Origin of the sequence: Leptolyngbya sp. Cla-17, from assembly GCF_016807185.1 — a bacterium.
In the GTDB taxonomy this organism is placed as follows: Bacteria; Cyanobacteriota; Cyanobacteriia; order Leptolyngbyales; family Leptolyngbyaceae; genus ULC077BIN1.
This window is the reverse complement of the sequence record NZ_JAEVYN010000002.1, coordinates 822,705-842,968: the sequence shown is the minus strand read 5'-3', so window position 1 is coordinate 842,968 and position 20,264 is coordinate 822,705. Positions and strand designations below refer to the sequence as shown.

The 20,264-nt window shown below is 48.7% G+C and carries 17 protein-coding genes; 6 read left to right on the top strand and 11 right to left on the bottom strand.

Annotated elements, in window-relative coordinates; translation table 11 throughout:
* Positions 1 to 20 precede the first annotated feature (20 nt).
* The gene (locus JOY44_RS15025) at positions 21 to 533 is read left to right on the top strand and encodes an AAA family ATPase (protein WP_171574465.1); all 513 of its coding nucleotides are present in this window, start codon (positions 21 to 23) and stop codon (positions 531 to 533) included.
* A gap of 201 nt (positions 534 to 734) precedes the next feature.
* Here the strand turns inward: JOY44_RS15025 and JOY44_RS15020 are convergent, their stop codons facing one another.
* From JOY44_RS15020 to JOY44_RS14995, 6 genes are all read right to left on the bottom strand, one after another.
* On the bottom strand, positions 735 to 1,097 hold the full coding sequence (locus JOY44_RS15020; RefSeq protein ID WP_197985424.1) for a ribulose bisphosphate carboxylase small subunit: 363 nt from the start codon (positions 1,095 to 1,097) through the stop codon (positions 735 to 737).
* 61 nt (positions 1,098 to 1,158) lie between these two features.
* Positions 1,159 to 1,575, bottom strand: coding sequence for a chaperonin family protein RbcX (locus JOY44_RS15015; RefSeq protein ID WP_171574464.1), 417 nt, complete (start codon positions 1,573 to 1,575; stop codon positions 1,159 to 1,161).
* 160 nt (positions 1,576 to 1,735) lie between these two features.
* Complete coding sequence (locus JOY44_RS15010; protein ID WP_171574463.1) at positions 1,736 to 3,166, bottom strand: form I ribulose bisphosphate carboxylase large subunit; 1,431 nt, start codon at positions 3,164 to 3,166, stop codon at positions 1,736 to 1,738.
* 490 nt (positions 3,167 to 3,656) lie between these two features.
* Positions 3,657 to 4,877 carry a methyltransferase domain-containing protein gene (locus tag JOY44_RS15005; protein WP_171574462.1) on the bottom strand — a complete coding sequence of 407 codons (1,221 nt, stop codon included), beginning with the start codon at positions 4,875 to 4,877 and terminating at the stop codon, positions 3,657 to 3,659.
* Positions 4,878 to 5,030: 153 nt separating this feature from the next.
* Positions 5,031 to 8,084: a right-handed parallel beta-helix repeat-containing protein gene (locus JOY44_RS15000; RefSeq protein WP_171574461.1), complete on the bottom strand. Its 3,054-nt coding sequence runs from the start codon at positions 8,082 to 8,084 to the stop codon at positions 5,031 to 5,033.
* 130 nt (positions 8,085 to 8,214) lie between these two features.
* Positions 8,215 to 8,913 carry a dienelactone hydrolase family protein gene (locus JOY44_RS14995; RefSeq protein ID WP_171574460.1) on the bottom strand — a complete coding sequence of 233 codons (699 nt, stop codon included), beginning with the start codon at positions 8,911 to 8,913 and terminating at the stop codon, positions 8,215 to 8,217.
* A gap of 206 nt (positions 8,914 to 9,119) precedes the next feature.
* Between JOY44_RS14995 and JOY44_RS14990 the strand changes: the two genes are divergently transcribed.
* The gene (locus JOY44_RS14990) at positions 9,120 to 10,079 is read left to right on the top strand and encodes an aldo/keto reductase (RefSeq protein WP_171574459.1); all 960 of its coding nucleotides are present in this window, start codon (positions 9,120 to 9,122) and stop codon (positions 10,077 to 10,079) included.
* Positions 10,080 to 10,085: 6 nt separating this feature from the next.
* Positions 10,086 to 10,982 carry a DMT family transporter gene (locus JOY44_RS14985; RefSeq protein WP_171574458.1) on the top strand — a complete coding sequence of 299 codons (897 nt, stop codon included), beginning with the start codon at positions 10,086 to 10,088 and terminating at the stop codon, positions 10,980 to 10,982.
* A gap of 67 nt (positions 10,983 to 11,049) precedes the next feature.
* On the opposite strand, the gene JOY44_RS14980 is transcribed toward JOY44_RS14985, so the two are convergent.
* Positions 11,050 to 11,373 carry a YnfA family protein gene (locus tag JOY44_RS14980; RefSeq protein WP_171574457.1) on the bottom strand — a complete coding sequence of 108 codons (324 nt, stop codon included), beginning with the start codon at positions 11,371 to 11,373 and terminating at the stop codon, positions 11,050 to 11,052.
* Positions 11,374 to 11,509: 136 nt separating this feature from the next.
* Between JOY44_RS14980 and JOY44_RS14975 the strand changes: the two genes are divergently transcribed.
* Together JOY44_RS14975 and JOY44_RS14970 are read left to right on the top strand one after the other, a co-directional pair.
* Positions 11,510 to 13,813 carry a glycosyltransferase gene (locus JOY44_RS14975; RefSeq protein WP_171574456.1) on the top strand — a complete coding sequence of 768 codons (2,304 nt, stop codon included), beginning with the start codon at positions 11,510 to 11,512 and terminating at the stop codon, positions 13,811 to 13,813.
* A 191-nt stretch (positions 13,814 to 14,004) separates the two neighbouring features.
* Positions 14,005 to 15,906 (top strand): ABC transporter ATP-binding protein, encoded by a 1,902-nt coding sequence (locus tag JOY44_RS14970; protein ID WP_171574455.1) that lies wholly within the window; start codon positions 14,005 to 14,007, stop codon positions 15,904 to 15,906.
* A gap of 245 nt (positions 15,907 to 16,151) precedes the next feature.
* On the opposite strand, the gene JOY44_RS32855 is transcribed toward JOY44_RS14970, so the two are convergent.
* The 3 genes from JOY44_RS32855 to JOY44_RS14955 form a co-directional block, all read right to left on the bottom strand.
* A complete protein-coding gene (locus JOY44_RS32855) occupies positions 16,152 to 16,436 on the bottom strand; it encodes a PIN domain-containing protein (protein WP_197985422.1) in 285 nt (94 codons plus the stop codon).
* A protein-coding gene (locus JOY44_RS14960) for an IS5 family transposase (RefSeq protein ID WP_415881100.1) occupies positions 16,414 to 17,243 on the bottom strand; the annotation gives its coding sequence in 2 pieces (ribosomal slippage) (positions 16,414 to 16,853 and positions 16,853 to 17,243; 831 coding nt in all). The genes JOY44_RS32855 and JOY44_RS14960 overlap by 23 nt, the downstream gene beginning before the upstream one ends.
* 130 nt (positions 17,244 to 17,373) lie before the next feature.
* Positions 17,374 to 17,598, bottom strand: a complete 225-nt coding sequence (locus JOY44_RS14955) for a hypothetical protein (RefSeq protein ID WP_171574453.1) — start codon at positions 17,596 to 17,598, stop codon at positions 17,374 to 17,376.
* A 188-nt stretch (positions 17,599 to 17,786) separates the two neighbouring features.
* Between JOY44_RS14955 and JOY44_RS14950 the strand changes: the two genes are divergently transcribed.
* Positions 17,787 to 18,722 (top strand): YihY/virulence factor BrkB family protein, encoded by a 936-nt coding sequence (locus JOY44_RS14950; protein WP_197985415.1) that lies wholly within the window; start codon positions 17,787 to 17,789, stop codon positions 18,720 to 18,722.
* Here the strand turns inward: JOY44_RS14950 and JOY44_RS14945 are convergent.
* A complete protein-coding gene (locus JOY44_RS14945) occupies positions 18,717 to 20,255 on the bottom strand; it encodes a trehalase family glycosidase (RefSeq protein ID WP_171574452.1) in 1,539 nt (512 codons plus the stop codon). The two genes, JOY44_RS14950 and JOY44_RS14945, sit on opposite strands and share 6 nt — an antisense overlap.
* Positions 20,256 to 20,264: the final 9 nt, after the last annotated feature.

Sequence of the window (20,264 nt, the reverse complement as noted above, 5' to 3'; positions counted from 1 at the left end):
AAATGCAACGGTGGTGAATCGTGAAAACCGAGCCCGTTCTGCACTTTTTCTGCGGAAAAATGGCATCAGGAAAGACAACGTTGTCGAGAGAGTTGGCATCAGACCATAATGCCATTCTGATCAGTGAAGACATCTGGTTATCGAAGTTGTATCCCGAAGAGATTAGTACCTTTGAGGATTATTTGAAGTATTCGTCACGCTTAAAACCTTTTGTCTTACGGCACGTGCAAGACATTCTTGCGCAGGGAATATCTGTTGTTCTAGATTTTCCAGGCAATGTTCCTTCTCAGCGACAATGGTTTCGTTCAATAATTGAAGCCGCTAACGTAAATCATGTACTTCATTACATTGTTGCGTCTGACTCATTGTGCAAAGAGCAATTGCGGAAACGAAACGCTGAACAGCCTGAAGGTTCGATGATCATGTCTGAGACAGATTTTGACTACATCACCTCATATTTTCAAACCCCGACCGCAGACGAAGGCTTTAACATCATTGGATATGAGCCCAATCAAATGGGTTTGTTAACCTAGTAAAAACCTACCAACCCAGTGGAGCGAACGTACAGAGACTTCATTCGTTTCGGTCATATCTGTCGCCGCTCACCTTTGCCGTTAACTTGCTAGATGCAGTCGAAAAGTTTCGCTTGGGTGCGAGGGATGGAAATTCTGACCATACACAAAAATAGGGTGGAACATCGCTGCCCACCCTAGATCATTTAATTATTCAGCACTTTAGTAGCGGTAGCCGCTGCCGCCGCTGGTGTTGCCTGTGCTGCCGGGTTTGTGAACGATGAAGCTCATGACTTGGCACTGTTTGATGTTGTCAAATGCAACCACGCGAATATAGCAGTTGCCGTATTCCGAGCGGCACTGTTGCACTTCGTTTAGCACTTCTTGAGGAGAAGAGCAGTTGAACATTGGCAATTTCCACAGAGTCCAGTAGTAGGTTTCTGCATTGGAGTCTTCATTAAACTCAACCGCAGGATGGAAACCTTGGTCAATGGTGTATTGAATTTGACGAGCAATTTGAGCATCCGTCAGGGGAGGCAAATAGGAGAAAGTTTCGTAACGCCGCTCTTTAGGGAGAGTCTTCATGAAAATCCTCGGTAGTGTTTAAAGGTTGAAAGTTGCAATTCAAGAGCTTCTAGCGTATTTGCTAATAGCTGTCGGGTTGATAGCCAGATTCCTGTTCAGGTTGTTCGGCTTGTTCAGGATGGCTTGCAGATGCAGCCGGATCGGTTTGTGTCATCCGTTCTAACTGCTGAGTCCGCTGCTGTAAATTGGCTTGTTGGATTCCCGTGCGGAGCATTTCCGGTAGGTAATCTGCCATTTCCTCAACAACATGTTCTCGCACCGTTAGAAGGCGAAAGGCGATCCGCTGTTCTTCTTGAAAAAGCGCCGTTAGATAGACTTCGCTATCTTGAACGCTGACTCGAAGGGAAAACTGGCGTAACCAGTAAGCCCGCTTCGGTTCAGTTTCATCTAACTGGGCAATCACCACTCGCAACGCCTGATAAGTGACGTAGCTAATCAGGGTTTTTGTTGTGTCTTTCGCAATCTGCTTGAGATCCATAGAAAAGCTTTGAGTTTCAAGTTTTGAATTTTGAGTGTAATGACCCTATCGGCTATTAGGATTCAGCGACGAGTTCGGATGATTATCAGCGAACAGTGAATCGCTAACAGCTAACAGTGAACTAACTCAAAACTCAAAACTCATCACTAGCGGCTGATCGTTAGATCGTGTCTTGCGCTTCAAACTCAAACTTGATTTCTTTCCACAGTTCGCAAGCAGTTGCCAACTCAGGAGACCAACGGCAAGCTTCGCGGATAATGTCTCCGCCTTCACGCATGAGGTCACGACCTTCGTTCCGGGCTTGAACGCAGGCTTCTAGGGCAACGCGGTTTGCGGTTGCACCAGGAGCATTACCCCAAGGGTGACCCAGGGTGCCGCCGCCGAATTGTAGGACGGAATCGTCGCCGAAAATTTCCACCAAGGCAGGCATGTGCCATACGTGGATACCACCAGACGCTACTGCCATGACACCGGGCATAGATGCCCAGTCTTGGGTGAAGTACACACCACGAGAGCGGTCTTGCTCAACGTAGTTTTCACGCAATAGGTCGATGAAACCAAGGGTGATGGCTTTGTCGCCTTCTAGTTTGCCCACAACAGTTCCAGTGTGAATGTGGTCACCACCAGACATCCGCAAGCACTTCGCCAAGACACGGAAGTGAATACCGTGGTTCTTTTGGCGATCTATGACAGCGTGCATGGCGCGGTGGATGTGCAGCAGCACTCCATTGGCGCGGCACCATTTTGCCAAGGTAGTGTTGGCGGTAAAGCCAGCAGTCAAGAAGTCATGCATGATGATGGGCATTTTGAGTTCTTTGGCGTACTCAGCCCGTTCCAGCATTTCTTCGCAGGTGGGAGCGGTGACGTTGAGGTAGTGACCTTTGATTTCACCGGTTTCAGCCTGAGCTTTATGGATAGCATCGGCTACGAACAGGAAGCGATCGCGCCACCGTTGGAAAGGCTGGGAGTTGATGTTTTCATCATCTTTGGTGAAGTCCAAGCCACCGCGCAGACATTCGTAAACAGCGCGACCGTAGTTCTTCGCCGATAGACCCAACTTAGGTTTAATTGTGCAACCCAACAAAGGACGACCATACTTGTTGATCTTGTCGCGTTCTACCTGAATACCGTGAGGAGGACCTTGGAACGTCTTTAGATAAGCAACAGGAATCCGTAAATCTTCTAAACGGAGAGCCTTCAGTGCTTTGAAGCCAAACACGTTACCAACAAGAGAAGTCAACAGGTTGGTTACAGAGCCTTCTTCAAATAAATCCAAAGGATAGGCAATGTAAGCAATGAACTGATTATCTTCACCCGGAACAGGTTCGATGTCGTAGCAACGACCTTTGTAGCGATCGAGGTCGGTCAGCAAGTCAGTCCAAACGGTTGTCCAGGTTCCGGTAGAAGATTCAGCTGCTACTGCTGCTGCTGCTTCTTCGTAAGGAACTCCAGGCTGAGGCGTGACCCGAAATGCTGCCAGGATATCTGTATCCTTTGGCGTGTAATCTGGGGTGTAGTACGTCAAGCGGTAATCCTGTACCCCAGCCTTGTACCCAGCTTTTGCCTGGGTTCTAGTTTGCGCGTAAGACATAAATCTCCCTTTGTAAACTGAATCTAAAAAACCTTGCGACTCTCCTGTGGAGAAACCGCCGTACAAATCGAAAAACGCCAAGAAAATTGGACAACACTAAGTGAAGTCTTGGGAAGCTTGGCACTTGCCCGAATGTAGCTAGAGAAATAACCTGCTAAAACTCTAGAAAACCCAGAGCAAATGGTTTAGACTCAATGCGTTTGATGCGTAAAGAGGCATCTTGACTGAATCATATCAGGATTCAGAGCACTTTAGATAAGACTAACTTTAGTTATTCTGTTTAGTTAAATAAACAATAGTTATAAAAAAACTACTAAGTTAACATCTCGTAAAAAATGAACTTTAAAGGCTCTAAGTGCATAGAGTGGCAAAAAATAAAGCAGAATTTGGCAAAAAAAGCTGCGAGTGAATAGGAACCCATTCTTAGTTTAGGCAAAATGCATCGGCGGCTCAGGCTCAGATGAGCCGCCGATACATCATGACCTCTGAGCTAACAACAGCTTGCGGTTGGAGAACAACATGCGCTGCCATCATCCAAGATCGTGTCGCGATAATTTACGCCCTTAGTTTCGCCAGGATGGCGTAGTGAATCTCGTGAACAATCGAACACCGGGGCCGATTCAAGTGGAATCGCGGTATGAGGTAATACAGGAATCAAGTCTTGGTGATAGGGGCTATGGGGGTCGGTATAAAGTTCAAAGGTTTTGTCGCAGACCGCCATCCGCTGCCCCCGATACAAGGTATGTCCATCATCATCTTGGACGGCGCTCCAGGGACCTTTATAAATCACAGCTTGGTTCCGTTCTAGGCGTGAACTTTGCTTGCCTTTATAAGCTCGGACGGTCATCGACCGAAACTCGATGCCATCAATGATTTGCCAGGGTGCCTCTTGACGCGCCAAGATTTCGATGCCGTGAAAACCCGCCTGTTCAAACATCTCCAAAAAGGCGTGTTCACGAAATGCTCCGGCAATGCAGCCACTCCAGAGTTTGGGGTCGCTGAGAATTTCTGGGCTGGGGTCTTCATCGCACACGATATCCGAAATCACTGCCCGTCCGCCTCGTTTCAGCACACGAAAAATCTCGGCAAACAACTGCTGTTTATCCTGAGGCTGGACAAGATTCAGCACGCAGTTGGAAATGACGACATCGACGAGATCGCTGGCGATGAGCGGAACTTGACTGCGGAGGCGATCGCGCTCTGCCTCAAAAGCGGTAACCCCATTCAGGGTTGTAATGGGATTTTGTTGCAACCAAGACTCCATCTTATCGAGGCTCAAAGCTAAATCTTGAATTTTGCCTTTAACAAATTCCAGATTGCGATAACCCAGTTTGTCACCTATTTCCTTTAAATATTTGCGCGATAGGGCTAACATTTCTTCGTTGAAATCTACGCCAATGACTTGTCCCGCTGCACCCACCCGTTGCGCCAAGATGTAGCAGTTTTTTCCGGCTCCTGACCCTAAATCAACCACCGTTTCACCCGGATTCACATAGCGAGTCGGATCACCACAGCCGTAATCTTTCTCGATGATTTCTTGGGGCAATATTTCTAAATAGCGGGAGTCGTAGCCATCGGTTGGGCAGCACAATAATGCTTCTGGTTGTTGCGCTCCAGCTTCGTAGCGTTCCCGGACGGCTTGCTCAATGTTATAGGCGATCGCAGTCGCTTGAGTCGGCTCTACGAAGATGTTTTCTTTAAGTTCAGTCATGAATGAAGAGCCCTTGCTAGCACTACGAACGTTATACAATTGTGCCTTGACATTTCAAGTTAGGGTCATGCAAGCCCTAGCTAAAGCAAATCTGTGAGGGCAATCATCTATCAGTGTATCCATGTCTGATTTTACAAGACAGGAATCTATGGATTATGGACAAGCGGGTACGTCTACGGGGGCTGGAACGCCAGCAAATGTTACTCCTCCTGTATTGTTCGCGTTGACCAAAGCCAGGTTCACAACTGTCAACGTGTTCGGTCCAAATACATTTGCTGTATTCGTGATAGCAGATGCATTGGTGCTGATATTTCCGACTAGGTTGACACAAATACTTTGAGGGGCAGATGGTGGCACGCCAGATGTTGTCGTCAGTATCCCAGTTCCTCCGCCTGCATTAGCTGTAAGGGTATTCAGTCGAATATCGGCTGAGATCTGGGGGGTTCCTAGCAGGATAATGTTGCTGGTGGTGACAAAAAGTCCTCGTTGCCCGTTATTGCTGGAGTTGTTGCTAGCGATCACAATCTTGGCGATCGTGCCACCACGAGCTTCTACTTGAACACCATTTTGTCCATTATTTGTGATGGTGTTGTTACGAATCGTGCCAGTTAGACGAGCAGAGGTAGGATTTACGATTGGTACTGCTTGGAGACCCAGGCGAATGTCGATGCCTTCGTCGCCATTGCCGCGAATAATATTATTTTCAATCAGCAAGTTGTTGACTACTGCATCCTGTTCTATGCCGATCGCAATGCCATCTCCACGCACCGGAGCCGCACCACCGTTATTTTCTAAGGTGTTGTCAGCAATGGTTATATTGGCGGTGGCGGCAGAAGTGGTGCCACTCGGTCTGCCTAACAAGCCAACTAAAATTGCATCGTTGAAGTTGTTACGAATCTGGTTATTGGTGATGTTGAGATTCACCTGCCCGGAGAAGTTAGCAACAGCGATTCCTTGTCCCGCATCTGGAGCAGGGGCAGTGGAGAATGCGCCTTGCACTCGCTCAATGGTATTCCCTGTAATATTTACCGTGCCAATGGAGTTAATCAGCGTCAGTCCTTGCCCAGTGGCAACATTAATGACGGCGGGTCCAATTCCAATGGGGTTGGCGATGGCGAGGTTACGAGTTGCTATGTCACTGATTTGATTGTTAAAAATATTGGTAGTACCAGACGTTCCAGCAATTACCATCCCCTGATCAACCGCATTCCGAACCGTATTATTCGCCAGGGTCGTAGTGCCATTGAGTGCGCCTGCTACGGCAATACCTTGTCCACGCACAGTGTTGACCGTGTTGCGACTGACCTCCAAGTTGCCATTCACACCCGCCACAACAATGCCCTGACCGGTGGTAAGAGTGATATTACCGAGGGGCGGAATATTAGTCGTGAAATCGGCTCCAATAGTATTTGTAATGCTGTTATCCGCGATCGCGGTATTCCCTCTAGCATTTAGCAATACGATGCCTTGAGTAGCAGTGCCTGTAACTGTATTGCGGGCAATGTTGGTGTCGCCGCTGGTTGTGGCGATGACGATGCCCTGACCGCTGGGGAGGGGAATAATGCTACCAGGATTGGGAATGGTAATCCCCCCGATCGCAATATCGCCAGTAATCGGATTGGCGATGGTCGTAGTGCCTGCAAGAGTATTGGCAACAGTGTTGTCCGTTATATTGGCGATGCCAACATTTTGCAGATAAATGCCCTGGTTCCGAGCCGATGTGATCTGGTTGCGAAAAATATTGGCGATCGCCACGCCATTGCCCAAAATTCCAGCATCGGCGGTGTTCTGAATGACATTATCTCGAATTTCAACACGGTTGATGTTGTTAAAGGTAACTCCCGCGCCAGTGGTGCTAGTGATATTGAAGCCAGACAGCACTGTATCGCTGCCCATCGTAATTGTGCCGTTCACAGTGGGACGAATGGCACCAATTCCCGATAAATCCAAGCGCACATCAGGAATTCGTTGTCCTTGAAAGGCGGCAGGAATGATTTGGGTTGGGAAAGTAGAAAGTACTTGGACGCGATCGCGAACAGTAAATGCGGGAATACCAGAATTGGTGCCTGCTTGTACATACACAATGGAATTGCCATCCGATCGCGTCGCTGCTAGAGCAGAATCGATCACACCAAACGGATTTTCAATGGTGCCATCGCCGCCGCTTCGCCCTACAATCACATGCTGAAAGAAATAGGGCTGTCCAGTCGTCGGATTATCTATTGTCAAATCGCTGACGGGGACAGTGATGCTGGTGGTTTCACGCTGATGATCGATCGCGATCGTACCAATGCGTGTCGGAGATTCTGCCATGCGTGCCAGCAGCGATTTAGGAGCCGCTCCTTTGGGGCGAACTCCCGGCAACGTCAGGGCGATCGTCCCAAAAACATTGGTGCCAAACAAACCATCATGCTGCACAGCAACGCCCAGCAGCAGATTATCAGTGACCCGTGCTTCCAACCTGCCGCGCACACCCACCACACTGGGGCTACCCGCTGCACTCAGGTAATATAAACCGCCATAGCCCCGCAGATCGCCGCCATCATCAGGAAACTTGACCAGTCTGCCGCCCACTTCGGCATCAAACCCCGCCATTGCCGCTTCTAAATCGCGGATAGTCAACTGTTGCCGGGTGCCAGATACCACCAACTGATTGGCTTGAAAGCGCGTACTGTCAACCAAGTAAGAATTGGATGCGATCGTGTTTTCTCGTACGGTTTGACGAGTGTTGCCAGCGGGAATATAGCCATTCACCCGCGCATCCCAACCTTCGCCCAGGGTTTCCAACCCCAGCCCCACCTGAGAAAATACGTTGGAGCCAGTGTCGCGGTTATCGTAGGCAAGATATGCGCCATAAATTCGATTCGCGGCTGTTTGATAGGCGCGATAGCCCAAAACCAAGCTGCCACCGGGATTCGCATCATTATCCAGCAGAAACCGCCCTTCTAAAAACAGCAAGTTTTTGCCGGGAGTTTGCTTGAGGGGAATGAATCCCTGAATGTTGGCAAAACCGTCGTAGCCACCGCCAGGAGTGGTATAGCCGACTCCAACACGAGGCGTAATCACCAGATCAGAGGCTTTAACACTGGGTGTGGTACTAGGAGGTGCTTGGTTATTCGATTGTCCAATGATCTGGGCAGCAGCCGGATGAGAGATCGCGATCGTTAGCAGCAAAACACCCCAGACGTATGGCAATCGTCCCTTCATTCCTAATCCTCACAAAACACACTTCCCGCAGTTTTATCCGAAACAGGCTGGCAGTGTCAATGTCAATTTATTTAGAGGGTGCGGTCAAGTAGGAATGGCTCCTGAGAATGCGGCTTCGATTTTCTTGTCTCTAGCTCAAGTGCTGCTGCAAAAATGCCAGGGTGCGATCGCTTGCCAGTTCTGCGGCTTCTGCCCGATAAGCCGCACTGTCTACCCGACCAAAGGCATGGCTGACCCCGGCATAACTGTAAATCGTGATGAGTGAATTCTCCTTCAGGGTTTGCTGAATCGTTGCCTGCGCTTCGGTTGAAGAAAATTCGTCATTTTCGGCAAGATGCAAAATCAGCGGCCTTTGAATGGTTGTGGCTTCTGCCAAACTGCTTTCGATCGCCACGCCGTAATAGCTGACGTTGCAGTCGGCATCGGTGCGAGTTGCCATCAGATATGCCAGTTTGCCGCCCAAACAAAACCCGATGCTGCCAACCTTCCCGTTACAGCCGGGATAGTGCCGCAGGAAGTTGAGGGATGCCTGTAGATCTTCCATGCCTTTATCCACATCAAAGCGCTGATACAAATCAAAGGCTTTAGCGAGTTGATCTTCATATTGCGGATCAAGCTCTATGTTGGGTTCCAGCCGCCAAAACAAATCGGGCACCAAAGCAAAATAACCTGCTTCCGCGTAAGAATCAGCGATTTGCCGCATGACTGAGTTTACCCCGAAAATCTCTTGGATTAGCAGAATCCCTGCACCTGTGGGGGAGTCTGGAGTCGCTAAATATCCGCTAAAACTACCAGCGATCACGGAAATCACTACATTTTGAGCCGTCATAAAAATCTTTCTGCTAAATAAATGAACCTGTGTAGCCTACGCAAGGACGACTACAAGACAGCCACAGCAAATTTAGCGTAAAACAAAACATCAGACTCTATCTCAAGAGATATTTTTTTAGAAATTGTTTCTTCCCCTGCGGCTTACCACTACAGTAAAAGGGGCTTTCGACCCTTCCACCAAAGGATTCCTAAAGGACGAGCGGCATGGAGACAAGAGAATTAGGACTATCTGGAATTCGGATTACGCCCATTATCACAGGCACCTGGCAAGCAGGTAAAAATATGTGGGTTGGCGTGGAAGATGCTGAAACGATTCAGGCAATTCGGGCGGCATTTGATGCTGGCATTACCACGGTTGATACTGCTGAAGTTTATGGGAAGGGGCACTCCGAGCAAATCGTGGCGGAAGCCTTGGCTGAGGTGCGTTCCCAGGCGGTTTACATGACCAAGGTGTTCGCCAATCATTTGAAATATGAGCAAGTGCTTGCTGCCTGTGACAGTTCTCTCAAAAATTTGAAAACCGATCATATTGATCTCTATCAAATTCATTGGCCTGCGGGAGCGTTTGGCAGCGAAATAGTGCCGATCTCAGAAACCATGCGCGCCTTAAATGATTTGAAACAGCAGGGCAAAATTCGGGCAATTGGCGTGTCTAATTTTTCGCGGGTTCAGCTAGAAGAGGCTGCCCAATATGGACGAATTGATAGCTTACAGCCTGCCTATTCTTTGTTTTGGCGATCAGTGGAAAAAGACGCAATGCCCTACTGCATCGCCAATCAAATTTCTATCCTTGCCTACTCACCCATGGCACAAGGATTGCTGACCGGAAAATTTTCAGCCAATCACCAGTTTGATCCCGCCGATAATCGGGCGAAGAATAAACTGTTTCAAGGCGACAATTTTGTTCGGGCACAGGAGGCACTGGCGAAACTACGACCCATCGCCGATCGCTACCAAACCAGTCTTGCCAATTTGTCCTTAGCATGGCTGATTGCCCAACCCCAAACCCAGGCAATTACAGGAGTTCGTCATGCTGACCAGGCGATCGCCAATGCCACTGCTGCCGATGTGAAATTGTCTCCAGACGATTTGGCAGAAATCAGCGCGATCGGGCAAATTGTTACTGATCATCTGGATGACAATCCCGTGATGTGGAACTGGTGATCGTGGATGCTAGCTGATTTCCGGGGAGAAATAGCGGCGCTTAGTGCCGCGTTTATTTGGGCGGCTGCGTCTGTCGTTTATACCGGAGTGGGACGGCAACTACCGCCATTAGTGCTGAATCTCGTCAAGGGGCTGATTGCGATCGCGCTGTTGCTCTTAACTCTGCTATTTTTCGGCAAGCTTCTACCCAGCGTGAGCTTAGTACCATTACTGCTGCTCCTCCTCAGCGGCGTAATTGGCATTGGCATCGGCGATACAGCCTATTTTGCAGCCCTAAATTCCTTGGGAGCAAGCCGAGCCTTAGTGCTGGAATCGCTGTCACCCCCTTTGGGTGCCTTGCTAGCGCTGATTTTTTTGCAGGAACAACTGGCACCCTTGGCATGGCTGGGAATTGGGCTAACGATCGCCGGGGTGACTTGGGTCGTGCTAGAGCGATCTCCCCACTCGAATGGAACGCTGGCTCATCCACCCTTGCGAGGCATCGTTGCAGGTCTGGTAGCAGCCGTAGGACAGGCGCTCGGTGCAGTCTTGTCAAGAGCCGCCTTAGCTGAAACCGATATCGATCCGTTGTGGAGTACCTTAATTCGGCTGCTGGCGGGAATCTTAATGTTATTGATAGGGTTTGTAATCCAGAAGCATCCGATTCAAAAACTGGCACCGCTGCGATCGCGCCGACTCTGGGGAATCGTCATCATGGCGGCGTTTGCTAGCACTTACTTAGGCATTTGGTTGCAGCAAATTGCTTTGAAGTATGCACCCACCGGGATCGCCCAATCTCTGAGCGCCACTAGCCCTCTATTTGTTATCCCTTTTGCGATCGCTACGGGTGAAGAAGTTAGCATCAGGGCCGTTTTTGGTGTCTTGATCACCTTGTCTGGTGTTTGGCTCCTATTTATTCGGTGATGCGATCGTGAGTGATCCAATGGTAGACGAGCAACGTATATCTCAATAAGCCCAAGAAATAACGGCTCTACTGTCTAGGAACATACATGATAATGAAAACGCCTATCAGCGCGATTCCGCCTCCCAGCACATCAAACTTATCGGGAATGATGCGATCGACCATCCATCCCCAGAGAATAGCAAGCACAACAAAAACTCCACCGTAAGCGGCGTAAACTCTGCCAAAATTGGCAGCTTGCAGTGTGGGAAGAACTGCGTATAGGCCCAACAGTATTATGCCCATGGCAGCAAACCAGAGACTTTTTCCATCACGTAACCAGAGCCAAACCAAGTATCCGCCGCTGATTTCACACAGGCCAGCGAGAATAAACAGCATCAGAGATTGAATCATTTAGATCACATTGGTATTAAATGTTCAGTAATTTTTAGAACACCTGGAGTAGACTCAGCAAGCGACCCTGATCACGTTGAGTTTTTAAAGAATAGTTCACAATCAACTCAGTTCTCGATCAGATGGAGAAGCATTGATGGCGATTTCTCAGGCTGTACGTCGAAGATTGAAAAATCGGGGACGACGGATAGTGCGTCCTCAAGCGGCTACCCTCGTTTTGGTGAGCGTTGTTGGCTTGTCAGCGGCGATTTGTGCCGCCTGGTTTGCCGGAGAAGGATTGATTCCTCGGCTTTTTGAACAACTCAATACGCTGCAAAAAGTTCCACCCTGGTGGTTGCAAGTTCCAATGATGGCAGGGAACTACATTTTCGTTCCAACAGTGTTGCTGCTAATCATCGCATTAGGGGTGATGTGGATTTCTCCTCAACCGCGAGGATGGGCGCGAATCGTGGTTGTGAGCGTTCTTTTAGCGTTGACGGTGCGCTACATTTTGTGGCGATCGATCTCTACCTTGAACCTTGCCGATCCCACCAACGGCGTTTTTAGCCTGGGATTATTTTTTCTAGAAATGTTGATGATGGGAAGTAGCACGATTCAGCTTTTGTTGATGCTGCGAGTGCGCGATCGCCAAGAGGAAGCAGACCAAAACGCGATCGCTGTGATAAGCGGGCAGTTTACGCCGTCCGTCGATGTCTTCATTCCCACCTACAACGAGCCAGAATTTGTGCTGCGCCGCACCATCATCGGCTGTCAGGCAATGGACTACGACAACAAACAGATTTATCTGCTGGATGACACTCACCGTCCAGAAATTCGCAGCCTTGCCGCCGAATTAGGCTGCGAATACATGACCCGCCCCGATAACCGTCATGCTAAAGCGGGCAACCTCAACTATGCCTTTGCCCAAACCCACAGCGATTTGATTGTCGTATTTGATGCTGATTTCATTCCCACCCGCAATTTTTTGACCCGCACCATTGGCTTCTTCCAAGCCGAACAGGTGGCACTGGTACAAACACCGCAAAGCTTTTATAACCCTGACCCGATCGCTCGTAACCTGGGGCTAGAAAATGTACTCACTTCCGAAGAAGAAGTGTTTTATCGCCAAATTCAGCCCATTCGCGATGCAGCAGGCAGCGTCATTTGTTCGGGCACCTCTTTTGTCGTGCGCCGTACTGCCTTGGAAGCCACGGGCGGCTTTGTCACCGAATCCCTTAGCGAAGATTACTTTACTGGAATTCGCCTATCCGCCCAAGGCTATCAACTGGTCTACCTGGATGAGAAGCTGAGCGCCGGGTTGGCGGCAGATAATATGGCTGCCCATGCCACTCAACGATTGCGCTGGGCACGGGGAACGTTGCAAGCCTTTTTTATTGAATCCAATCCCCTGACTATTCGGGGACTCACGCCCTTGCAGCGGTTGGCGCACCTGGAAGGCTTACTCCACTGGTTTACGAGCCTATCGCGCGTGGGCTTTCTGGTGATGCCCCTTGCGTATTCGTTTCTCAGCGTGATTCCAGTACGAGCCACAGAAGAGCAACTGCTGTATTTCTTTTTGCCCTACTACGTGGTGCAGTTGTCGGTGTTTTCGTGGCTGAACTACCGTTCTCGTTCAGCGCTTCTGTCCGATATTTACTCGCTGGTGTTGGCAGTACCGCTTGCGTGGACGGTGATTCAAGTGATGCTAAACCCGTTTTCCAGAGGGTTCAACGTCACGCCCAAGGGCACCTCTAGCGATCGCTATTCCTATAACTGGAACCTGGCCATTCCCCTGCTTGCGTTTTTCATCATCACTGCCATCAGCCTGTGGCGAAACTTAGGTATGTGCATGATCAAAGGAGGATGGGCTGCCGCTCCGATTGACCCCATAGAAGCCCTAGCTCGCTCTGAATCGATTAAGGGTCTAGGCATTGGTTGGCTTTGGAGCAGCTATAACCTGATGATGCTGAGCATTGCCCTGCTGATTTTGATGGATGTGCCACGTCCCGATCCCTATGACTGGTTTGATCTGCGGCGCACGGTGCAAATCACCCCTCACACTTCACACCTGCCACATCCTACCTTTTGGGGCGTGACCACGATGGTTTCGGAAGGAGGCGTAGAAGTTGCCTTGACTCAAACCGGGTTTCCATTGTTGGATTCAAATGAAATTCCTGTAACAGTCAACATTTTAGAGGAAGCGCTACAACTCACGGGCACCGCAATTCGGACGGACATACAGGATGAATTTGTTACCGTCCGCATCCAATTTGATGCCATCCCTGGAACTGACCACCGAAGATTAGTGGAAATGCTGTTTTGTCGCCCAGGGCAATGGAAACGGCGCAATAGTCCTGGAGAATTTCGATCGCTGCTGCTCTTGTTAGGTATTGTATTGAAACCCCGAATTTTGTTTGACCAAGGAGTGGATGTCCGGGCGATCGCCGTTGCTAAAGGATAAGTGGTTATACAAAAATAAGTGGTTATACAAAATTGCCATCGGGTTTCCAACTACGCTCAACTCTCACCAGTCTCTGCGTTTGCCTGAACGCTCATGTTGAAGGCTTAACTGGAAACCCGTAACCTAAAACCTAGCGCCCCACAACGTTAAGAGACTGTTAAAATCCAAGAAACTTTTTGTTCCTGTCCCCAATGAATGACACCGTTTTGCAAGTGAATAACCTGGAAGTGCAGTTCCAGAGCGATGGAAAAACTGTTGAAGCCGTAAGGGGAATTTCCTTTGAGGTGAAAAGAGGGCAAACCTTGGGAATTGTGGGCGAATCAGGTTCGGGCAAGTCGGTCACTTCGCTGGCAGTGATGGGATTGGTGCCTACGCCAGGAAAAGTGACGAATGGGGAGATTTTGTTTTGGGGCAGAGGCGACCAAACACAACCCGTCGATTTAGCAAAACTATCCGATCGCCGATTAGAAGACTATCGCGGCAGCGAAATTTCCATGATTTTTCAGGAGCCGATGACTTCTTTGAATCCGGTTTATACGATTGGGTTTCAATTAGTGGAAGCGATTCGACTACACAAGCGGCTTTCTAAGGAAGAAGCGGCCCAAGAAGCGATCGCCCGGTTGCAAGAAGTTCGCCTGCTGCCCAGCAATGAGCAACTGGATCAGCAGTTTAATGGCAACCGCCGAGAGCGCGATCGCTTGACTTCTGCCTTTCTTAACCGCTACCCCCATGAGCTATCCGGCGGACAAATGCAGCGGGTCATGATCGCGATGGCAATTTCCTGCGATCCAGCGTTGCTAATTGCCGACGAACCCACTACCGCCCTAGATGTGACGGTTCAAGCAACAATTCTGGATTTATTGCGCGATCTGCGAGATGCTCAAGCAGAACAGATCGGCGATCGACGCGGCATGTCGATCATGTTCATTACCCATGATTTGGGCATCATTGCCGAAATTGCTGACCAAGTTGCCGTCATGTATCAAGGCAAAATTGTTGAAGCGGGACCCGTCTGGCAGATCTTTTCTAATCCGCAGCATCCTTATACAAGAGGCTTGCTTGCCTGTCGTCCCCAACTCGATCGCCGCCTGCGAAAACTCCCCACCGTCTCCGATTTCATGCAGGTCAGCACTGGCAAAGATGGCAACATGATCATTGAAGAGCGCGAAACCGACATTAATCGGGCGTTTCAGATGGCACAGGAAGTTAGTCCCGAGGAAATGACCCAACGGCTTGCCGATTTAGAGAAAAAAACGCCGCTGCTTTCCGTCAAAAATCTGCGGGTTGGCTTTCCGATTCGCAGTATTTTTGGGCAAACCAAACGCTACTTTATGGCGGTGAATGATGTCAGTTTCGATGTGTATCCCGGCGAAACCTTGGGATTAGTTGGCGAATCGGGCTGCGGCAAATCCACCTTGGCGCGCAGTATTTTACAACTGATCAAGCCAATGGAAGGGCAAATTATCTTCGACGGGCAAGACATTACTCAGTTACCGCCTAAAGCACTCCGCCGCGTACGACAAGATCTGCAAATTGTGTTTCAAAATCCGTTTAGCTCTCTTGACTCCCGCATGACGGTAGGGGCAGCGATCATGGAACCGATGCAGATCCACAGCAAGCCAAAAGATCGGGAGCAACAGCGCCGCCGTGCCCAAGAACTGTTAGAACGGGTTGGACTGACTGCCGATGCCTTAAATCGCTATCCACACGAGTTTTCTGGAGGACAACGTCAGCGGGTTTGCATTGCCCGTGCATTGGCGTTGAACCCCAAGTTCATTATTTGCGATGAGTCGGTATCTGCACTGGATGTATCGGTGCAGGCGCAAGTACTCAATTTGCTAAAGGAATTACAAAATCAGCCCGACCTTGACCTAACCTATATTTTCATTTCCCACGATTTGAGCGTAGTGAAGTTCATGAGCGATCGCATCATGGTGATGAACAAAGGCGCGATCGAAGAAATTGGTTCCTCTGAAACCGTCTATCGTCAGCCTCAGCAAGACTATACTCGCCAACTCATTTCTGCCATTCCCCTGGGTAGCCTAGAGCGCATTCAAGCCCGTCAAATGCAGCGCGGTATTTCAGCCAGTTGATTCAAACGATAATCTTTGCGATGAATGTATTAGTCACTAAAATTCAGAAGGCGAGTAAGCTCTTCAAAAAATTCTTGACAGAATACTAGGGTTCAAATGGGTTCAAAATTGTTAAATCCGCAATGCGCTGAAAATCTTGAACATTTCGCGTCACTATAGCGTTTTCGGTTCCCGTAAGGTACAAACTAGAGGCTTAAACCCTTACCCTGTGTCGTCTTATCTGTACCTCATCCGACGAAGAACCACTATAATATACCGTCAACTTCCATTGAACATGCTGCAATCAAAGCATCTGGTACAGCGATTCGGTAGTCTCGCCGGATTTTAGCTGTGTGATCAAGAACTCTTTCAGTGATTGGAACCCAAGTGAGCGATCGTAGAAAGTCCCGAATTTGATTAGCTTCTGATTCTGTCAGTGCAGGGTAACACAGCAACTCTGACCAGCTAATTGGACAATAGAACCCACTGGCATCGCCTGCCAAAATTTCAGTAGAACTCTTGCGTGAATCAAGAAGAGAGCGAAAGTTCACAGTTGATGATCGCCGCAATCAGGTTGAAGCGCAACCCGAAGCGCTTGCGTCGATTTCGATACCGTTCAGCCAGAATCCGAAAAATCTTGAGCTTGCGGTTGACATGCTCAGCGACTACTCGCAATCGGGCTAGATTTCGGTTGTGCTGCCGCTCAGCTTTGCTCAATTTGCCTTTACGGGGCTTTTTGGTTGGAGTGCAACTACAGGGATGTAGCTTTGCCATACCCTGATAGCCTCTGTCCGCTAAACACAACTGCTCCGGCAGCATCGGCAGGCGATGGAGCTTGAACAAGCGAAAGTCATGGACTCGCCCTTTGCCAAAGGCTGTGCAGATAATCTGTCCAGTCGCTTGATTGACTACCACTTGAGCTTTTAGGGTATGCCGCTTTTTCTTGCCGCTGTAGTAGCCTCGCTGTTTTTTTGGGGACGCTCAATGGGGCTTTCAGTCACATCCACTGCCACTACGCTCCAAGTACTGGCATTCTGGTAGAGTTGCTTTTTGCCGGGTAGCCGAAACTGGTCTGAATTGGTCAATAATCCTTCCACCTTTTGAATCAATCGACATACGGCTGACTCGCTCATCCCCCACGTGGTGGCGATATGAAACTGTGTCCGGTATTCTCGCCAGTATTCAAGTACGACCAACAATTGGTCTTCTACGCTTAATTTGCACTGTCCACCCCGTTTTCCCCTGCGGTCAAGATCGGGACGCAATATTGCTACCATCTGCTCAAACGTTTCAAGGTGAACCCCACATCGACGTTTGAAAGCTCCGGGTTTAAGTTGGCTAAGTTGCTCGTAGGTCATAATATCCTCCTCCTTGACCTAGTTCTAGCTGCTTACATACATTCACGCAAGAGGTCTAGTAAACAGGGGTTGAACCATTGGTTCGCCATTGAAGTAGTAAATGAAGATGTTGGTATCGAGCAGATACCGACTATCTGTTCCATTCATTTCTTAATGCCTGTTGGAACTGGAGCGGATCGATGCGAAGTGGCAAGAAACCAAACAGATTTGAGATTTGAATCGGAGTAGGCGGAAGCTGCTGCAAGGGTTGAAGCACAACAACAATCTCAACCAATCCGGGTTGAATATCATCTGGTAGGGTGAGTTCCAATTTGCGATCGCCTTTGACTTGAACAATTTGCCGAATGGTTTCCATTGTGGTGAAGGCAATAAAATACCTTCAATAGTACGTGATCTCTATTTTCTATCAGGCATTATCGCCAAATTCAATTGTCTGACATTGAGGCGATTTGGCAAGGACAGTAGCGTTGCCTTGGCAGAGAAGTGTCTTACTTCTGAAGTCAGCCTTGCGATAGATGCACAATGGGCAAAGTGTTATCAATTATGGTGCTTAGAAGTGTTGGGTTAAAAAACATGCGGTTTAAGGATGGTGCGCGATTAATCAAAGGAACGATCGCAGAATGGAAAGAAGACAATGTGCCTGTATTAGCCGCTGCACTGGCATATTACACCGTGTTTTCCCTGGCTCCACTGTTGCTGATTGCGATCGCGATCGCGGGTGCGGTATTTGGGGAAGAAGCGGCACGTGGAGAGCTGGTTCGCCAAATCCAGGGATTAGTTGGCAAAGACGGGGCAGAAGCCATTCAAGCAATGATTCAGAATGCGGATAAACCGGGGTCTGGAGGCGCGATCGCCACCATTATTGGCGTTGTCTTGCTGATGTTTGGAGCATCAGGAGTCTTTGGTCAACTTCAAGCAGCGCTCAACACCATCTGGGAAGTCAAACCAAAACCAGGGCAAGGAATTCGTGGCTTTTTAGTCTCTCGATTTTTGTCCTTTGCCATGGTTTTGGTCATTGGTTTTTTGCTGTTAGTTTCTTTATTACTGTCTACCGTTCTAGCAACGGTTAGTTACTTTTTTAACAATTTAATGCCGGGTATTCCCATCTTGGGCCAAGTGATTAACTTTGCAATTTCGTTTGGCGTAATCACTGTTTTGTTTGCCTCCATTTACAAGTTTTTGCCGGATGTCGAAATTCCTTGGAAGAACCTCTGGGTAGGTGCAGCCGTCACTGCCATACTGTTTAATATTGGCAAGTTAGCCATTGGGTTATATCTCGGAAACAGCAGCGTTGGCTCAGCCTATGGAGCCGCTGGTTCACTGGTGGTACTGCTAATTTGGGTGTTCTATTCTGCTCAAATTTTGTTGATTGGTGCAGAGTTTACTCAGGTATATTCCAAATATCGCGGAACACCTTTAAGACCGTCTAAACATGCAGTTCCTATTGATGAAAAAATGAGCGATCGCTCAAAATCATGAGTTACTTTTATCTAGTAAATGTAAGAACTCTAGCACCGTGGCATTCGTCCAACCAAAGCCTATCTCATTGGAACTGTAACCAAAAAGAATCTCATCGGAAACATTGGCGGAGCATCGGCAAACATCATACTTTTCAACAATTGTTCCAGTTTTCTCAAACTCTTGAGCAACCATGGAAACAAACTTTTTAGCAATCCGCTCCGCATCTTGTTTATAGCCATAACTCAACAACCCTTGCACGGCAATCAAATTCAACGGTGCCCAACCAAAAGGGGCATCCCATTGATTGCCGCTGACATGGGTGCTAGTGAGCAACCCGCCCGCAGCCTCAAACTTTTCGAGCGATCGCGCCACAGCGGCAGCCTGGGACTCCGAAGCAATGCCTGCCCACAGGGGATAGAACGTGGTGGCAAACTCATAGCGACACTGAGCGTTAGTTTGGAAGTTGTAGTCGTAATACAATCCATCCGCTTCGTTCCAGAGGAATTGGTCGATCCGCTGATGGCGATCGCTGGCGCGATGATGCCATTGTTGAGCCATATCAGCATGGTCTAAAAGCGTGTAGATTTGAGCAATATCTTGTTCCATTTTGTAGAGCAAAACATTCAGGCAAACTGGCGCATAGTGAATAACATCAACACTAAACGGACCGAAGCGGTTAGAGATATCAAAGCCGGATTCGCGCATAGAGCGATCGCCTTTGTAAAATAAATCGGTCAAAATATCCTGTTCGCGATCGTAGTAGAGGTTCACATCATAGGCATCAACATCAAATTGGCAGTAGTATTCCCGCACGCGATCGTAGTGCGTCTTACCCTCCTCATCTATTTCCGATGCCAGCACTTCTGGCGCAGGACCCTCTCCCAGTGCAAAGTAGCGAGACAATCCAGTTGCTTGATTAAGATGCGGTGGCACCGTCCAGTAATAGTAATAACGCTCGACAACGGATAGCACCTGTCGCAGCCACTCGTAATCCTGAGTGTGCTGAAATAAGGCGAGAACCATCGGGGTTAATATCGGCGGCTGCGATCGCGACAGCATGTAGGTACGATTAGCATTCAAAATGGTGCCATAATGCTCAATTTCATAGAGCAATTGCTCAACCATATATTTTGCCAGCTCCAGTTCTCCATCTCGCAGTAAACCAAGCTGAATGAAGTAACTATCCCAGCCATACATTTCGTTGAAACGCCCGCCTGGAACGACATAGGGATGTGGCAAATAGAGCAACCCATGCTCTTTGATTTGGTCTACTTCCGATGGCAGAACGCGTAATTCAATCTGGTTCCATTCACTTTCAGAAACCGCCTTTTGCAATGCTTGTTCAATTTCGGCTTGGTTTTCTTGAGGCGAAATATAAACAATCCAGGGAGTGCCAGGGATATGATCAAGTTTAGAATCACGAGCAGCTTCCAAGATATGCTCATGCGATCGATAAAGGGTTTTCCAAGATTGCTTAATATAGGTTCTTAGACGGTGAATTTGCGCATCCGACGGGAAGTCTAACGATGTTTCGATAAGTTGATTGACCACCGTTAGTCC

Bases quoted from the DNA above. Each gene is read 5' to 3' on its own strand.
- JOY44_RS15020 (WP_197985424.1), bottom strand. From the start codon at position 1,097: ATGAAGACTCTCCCTAAAGAGCGGCGTTACGAAACTTTCTCCTATTTG.
- JOY44_RS15015 (WP_171574464.1), bottom strand. From the start codon at position 1,575: ATGGATCTCAAGCAGATTGCGAAAGACACAACAAAAACCCTGATTAGC.
- JOY44_RS15010 (WP_171574463.1), bottom strand. From the start codon at position 3,166: ATGTCTTACGCGCAAACTAGAACCCAGGCAAAAGCTGGGTACAAGGCT.
- JOY44_RS15005 (WP_171574462.1), bottom strand. From the start codon at position 4,877: ATGACTGAACTTAAAGAAAACATCTTCGTAGAGCCGACTCAAGCGACT.
- JOY44_RS15000 (WP_171574461.1), bottom strand. From the start codon at position 8,084: ATGAAGGGACGATTGCCATACGTCTGGGGTGTTTTGCTGCTAACGATC.
- JOY44_RS14995 (WP_171574460.1), bottom strand. From the start codon at position 8,913: ATGACGGCTCAAAATGTAGTGATTTCCGTGATCGCTGGTAGTTTTAGC.
- JOY44_RS14990 (WP_171574459.1), top strand. From the start codon at position 9,120: ATGGAGACAAGAGAATTAGGACTATCTGGAATTCGGATTACGCCCATT.
- JOY44_RS14985 (WP_171574458.1), top strand. From the start codon at position 10,086: ATGCTAGCTGATTTCCGGGGAGAAATAGCGGCGCTTAGTGCCGCGTTT.
- JOY44_RS14980 (WP_171574457.1), bottom strand. From the start codon at position 11,373: ATGATTCAATCTCTGATGCTGTTTATTCTCGCTGGCCTGTGTGAAATC.
- JOY44_RS14975 (WP_171574456.1), top strand. From the start codon at position 11,510: ATGGCGATTTCTCAGGCTGTACGTCGAAGATTGAAAAATCGGGGACGA.
- JOY44_RS14970 (WP_171574455.1), top strand. From the start codon at position 14,005: ATGAATGACACCGTTTTGCAAGTGAATAACCTGGAAGTGCAGTTCCAG.
- JOY44_RS14955 (WP_171574453.1), bottom strand. From the start codon at position 17,598: ATGGAAACCATTCGGCAAATTGTTCAAGTCAAAGGCGATCGCAAATTG.
- JOY44_RS14950 (WP_197985415.1), top strand. From the start codon at position 17,787: ATGGTGCTTAGAAGTGTTGGGTTAAAAAACATGCGGTTTAAGGATGGT.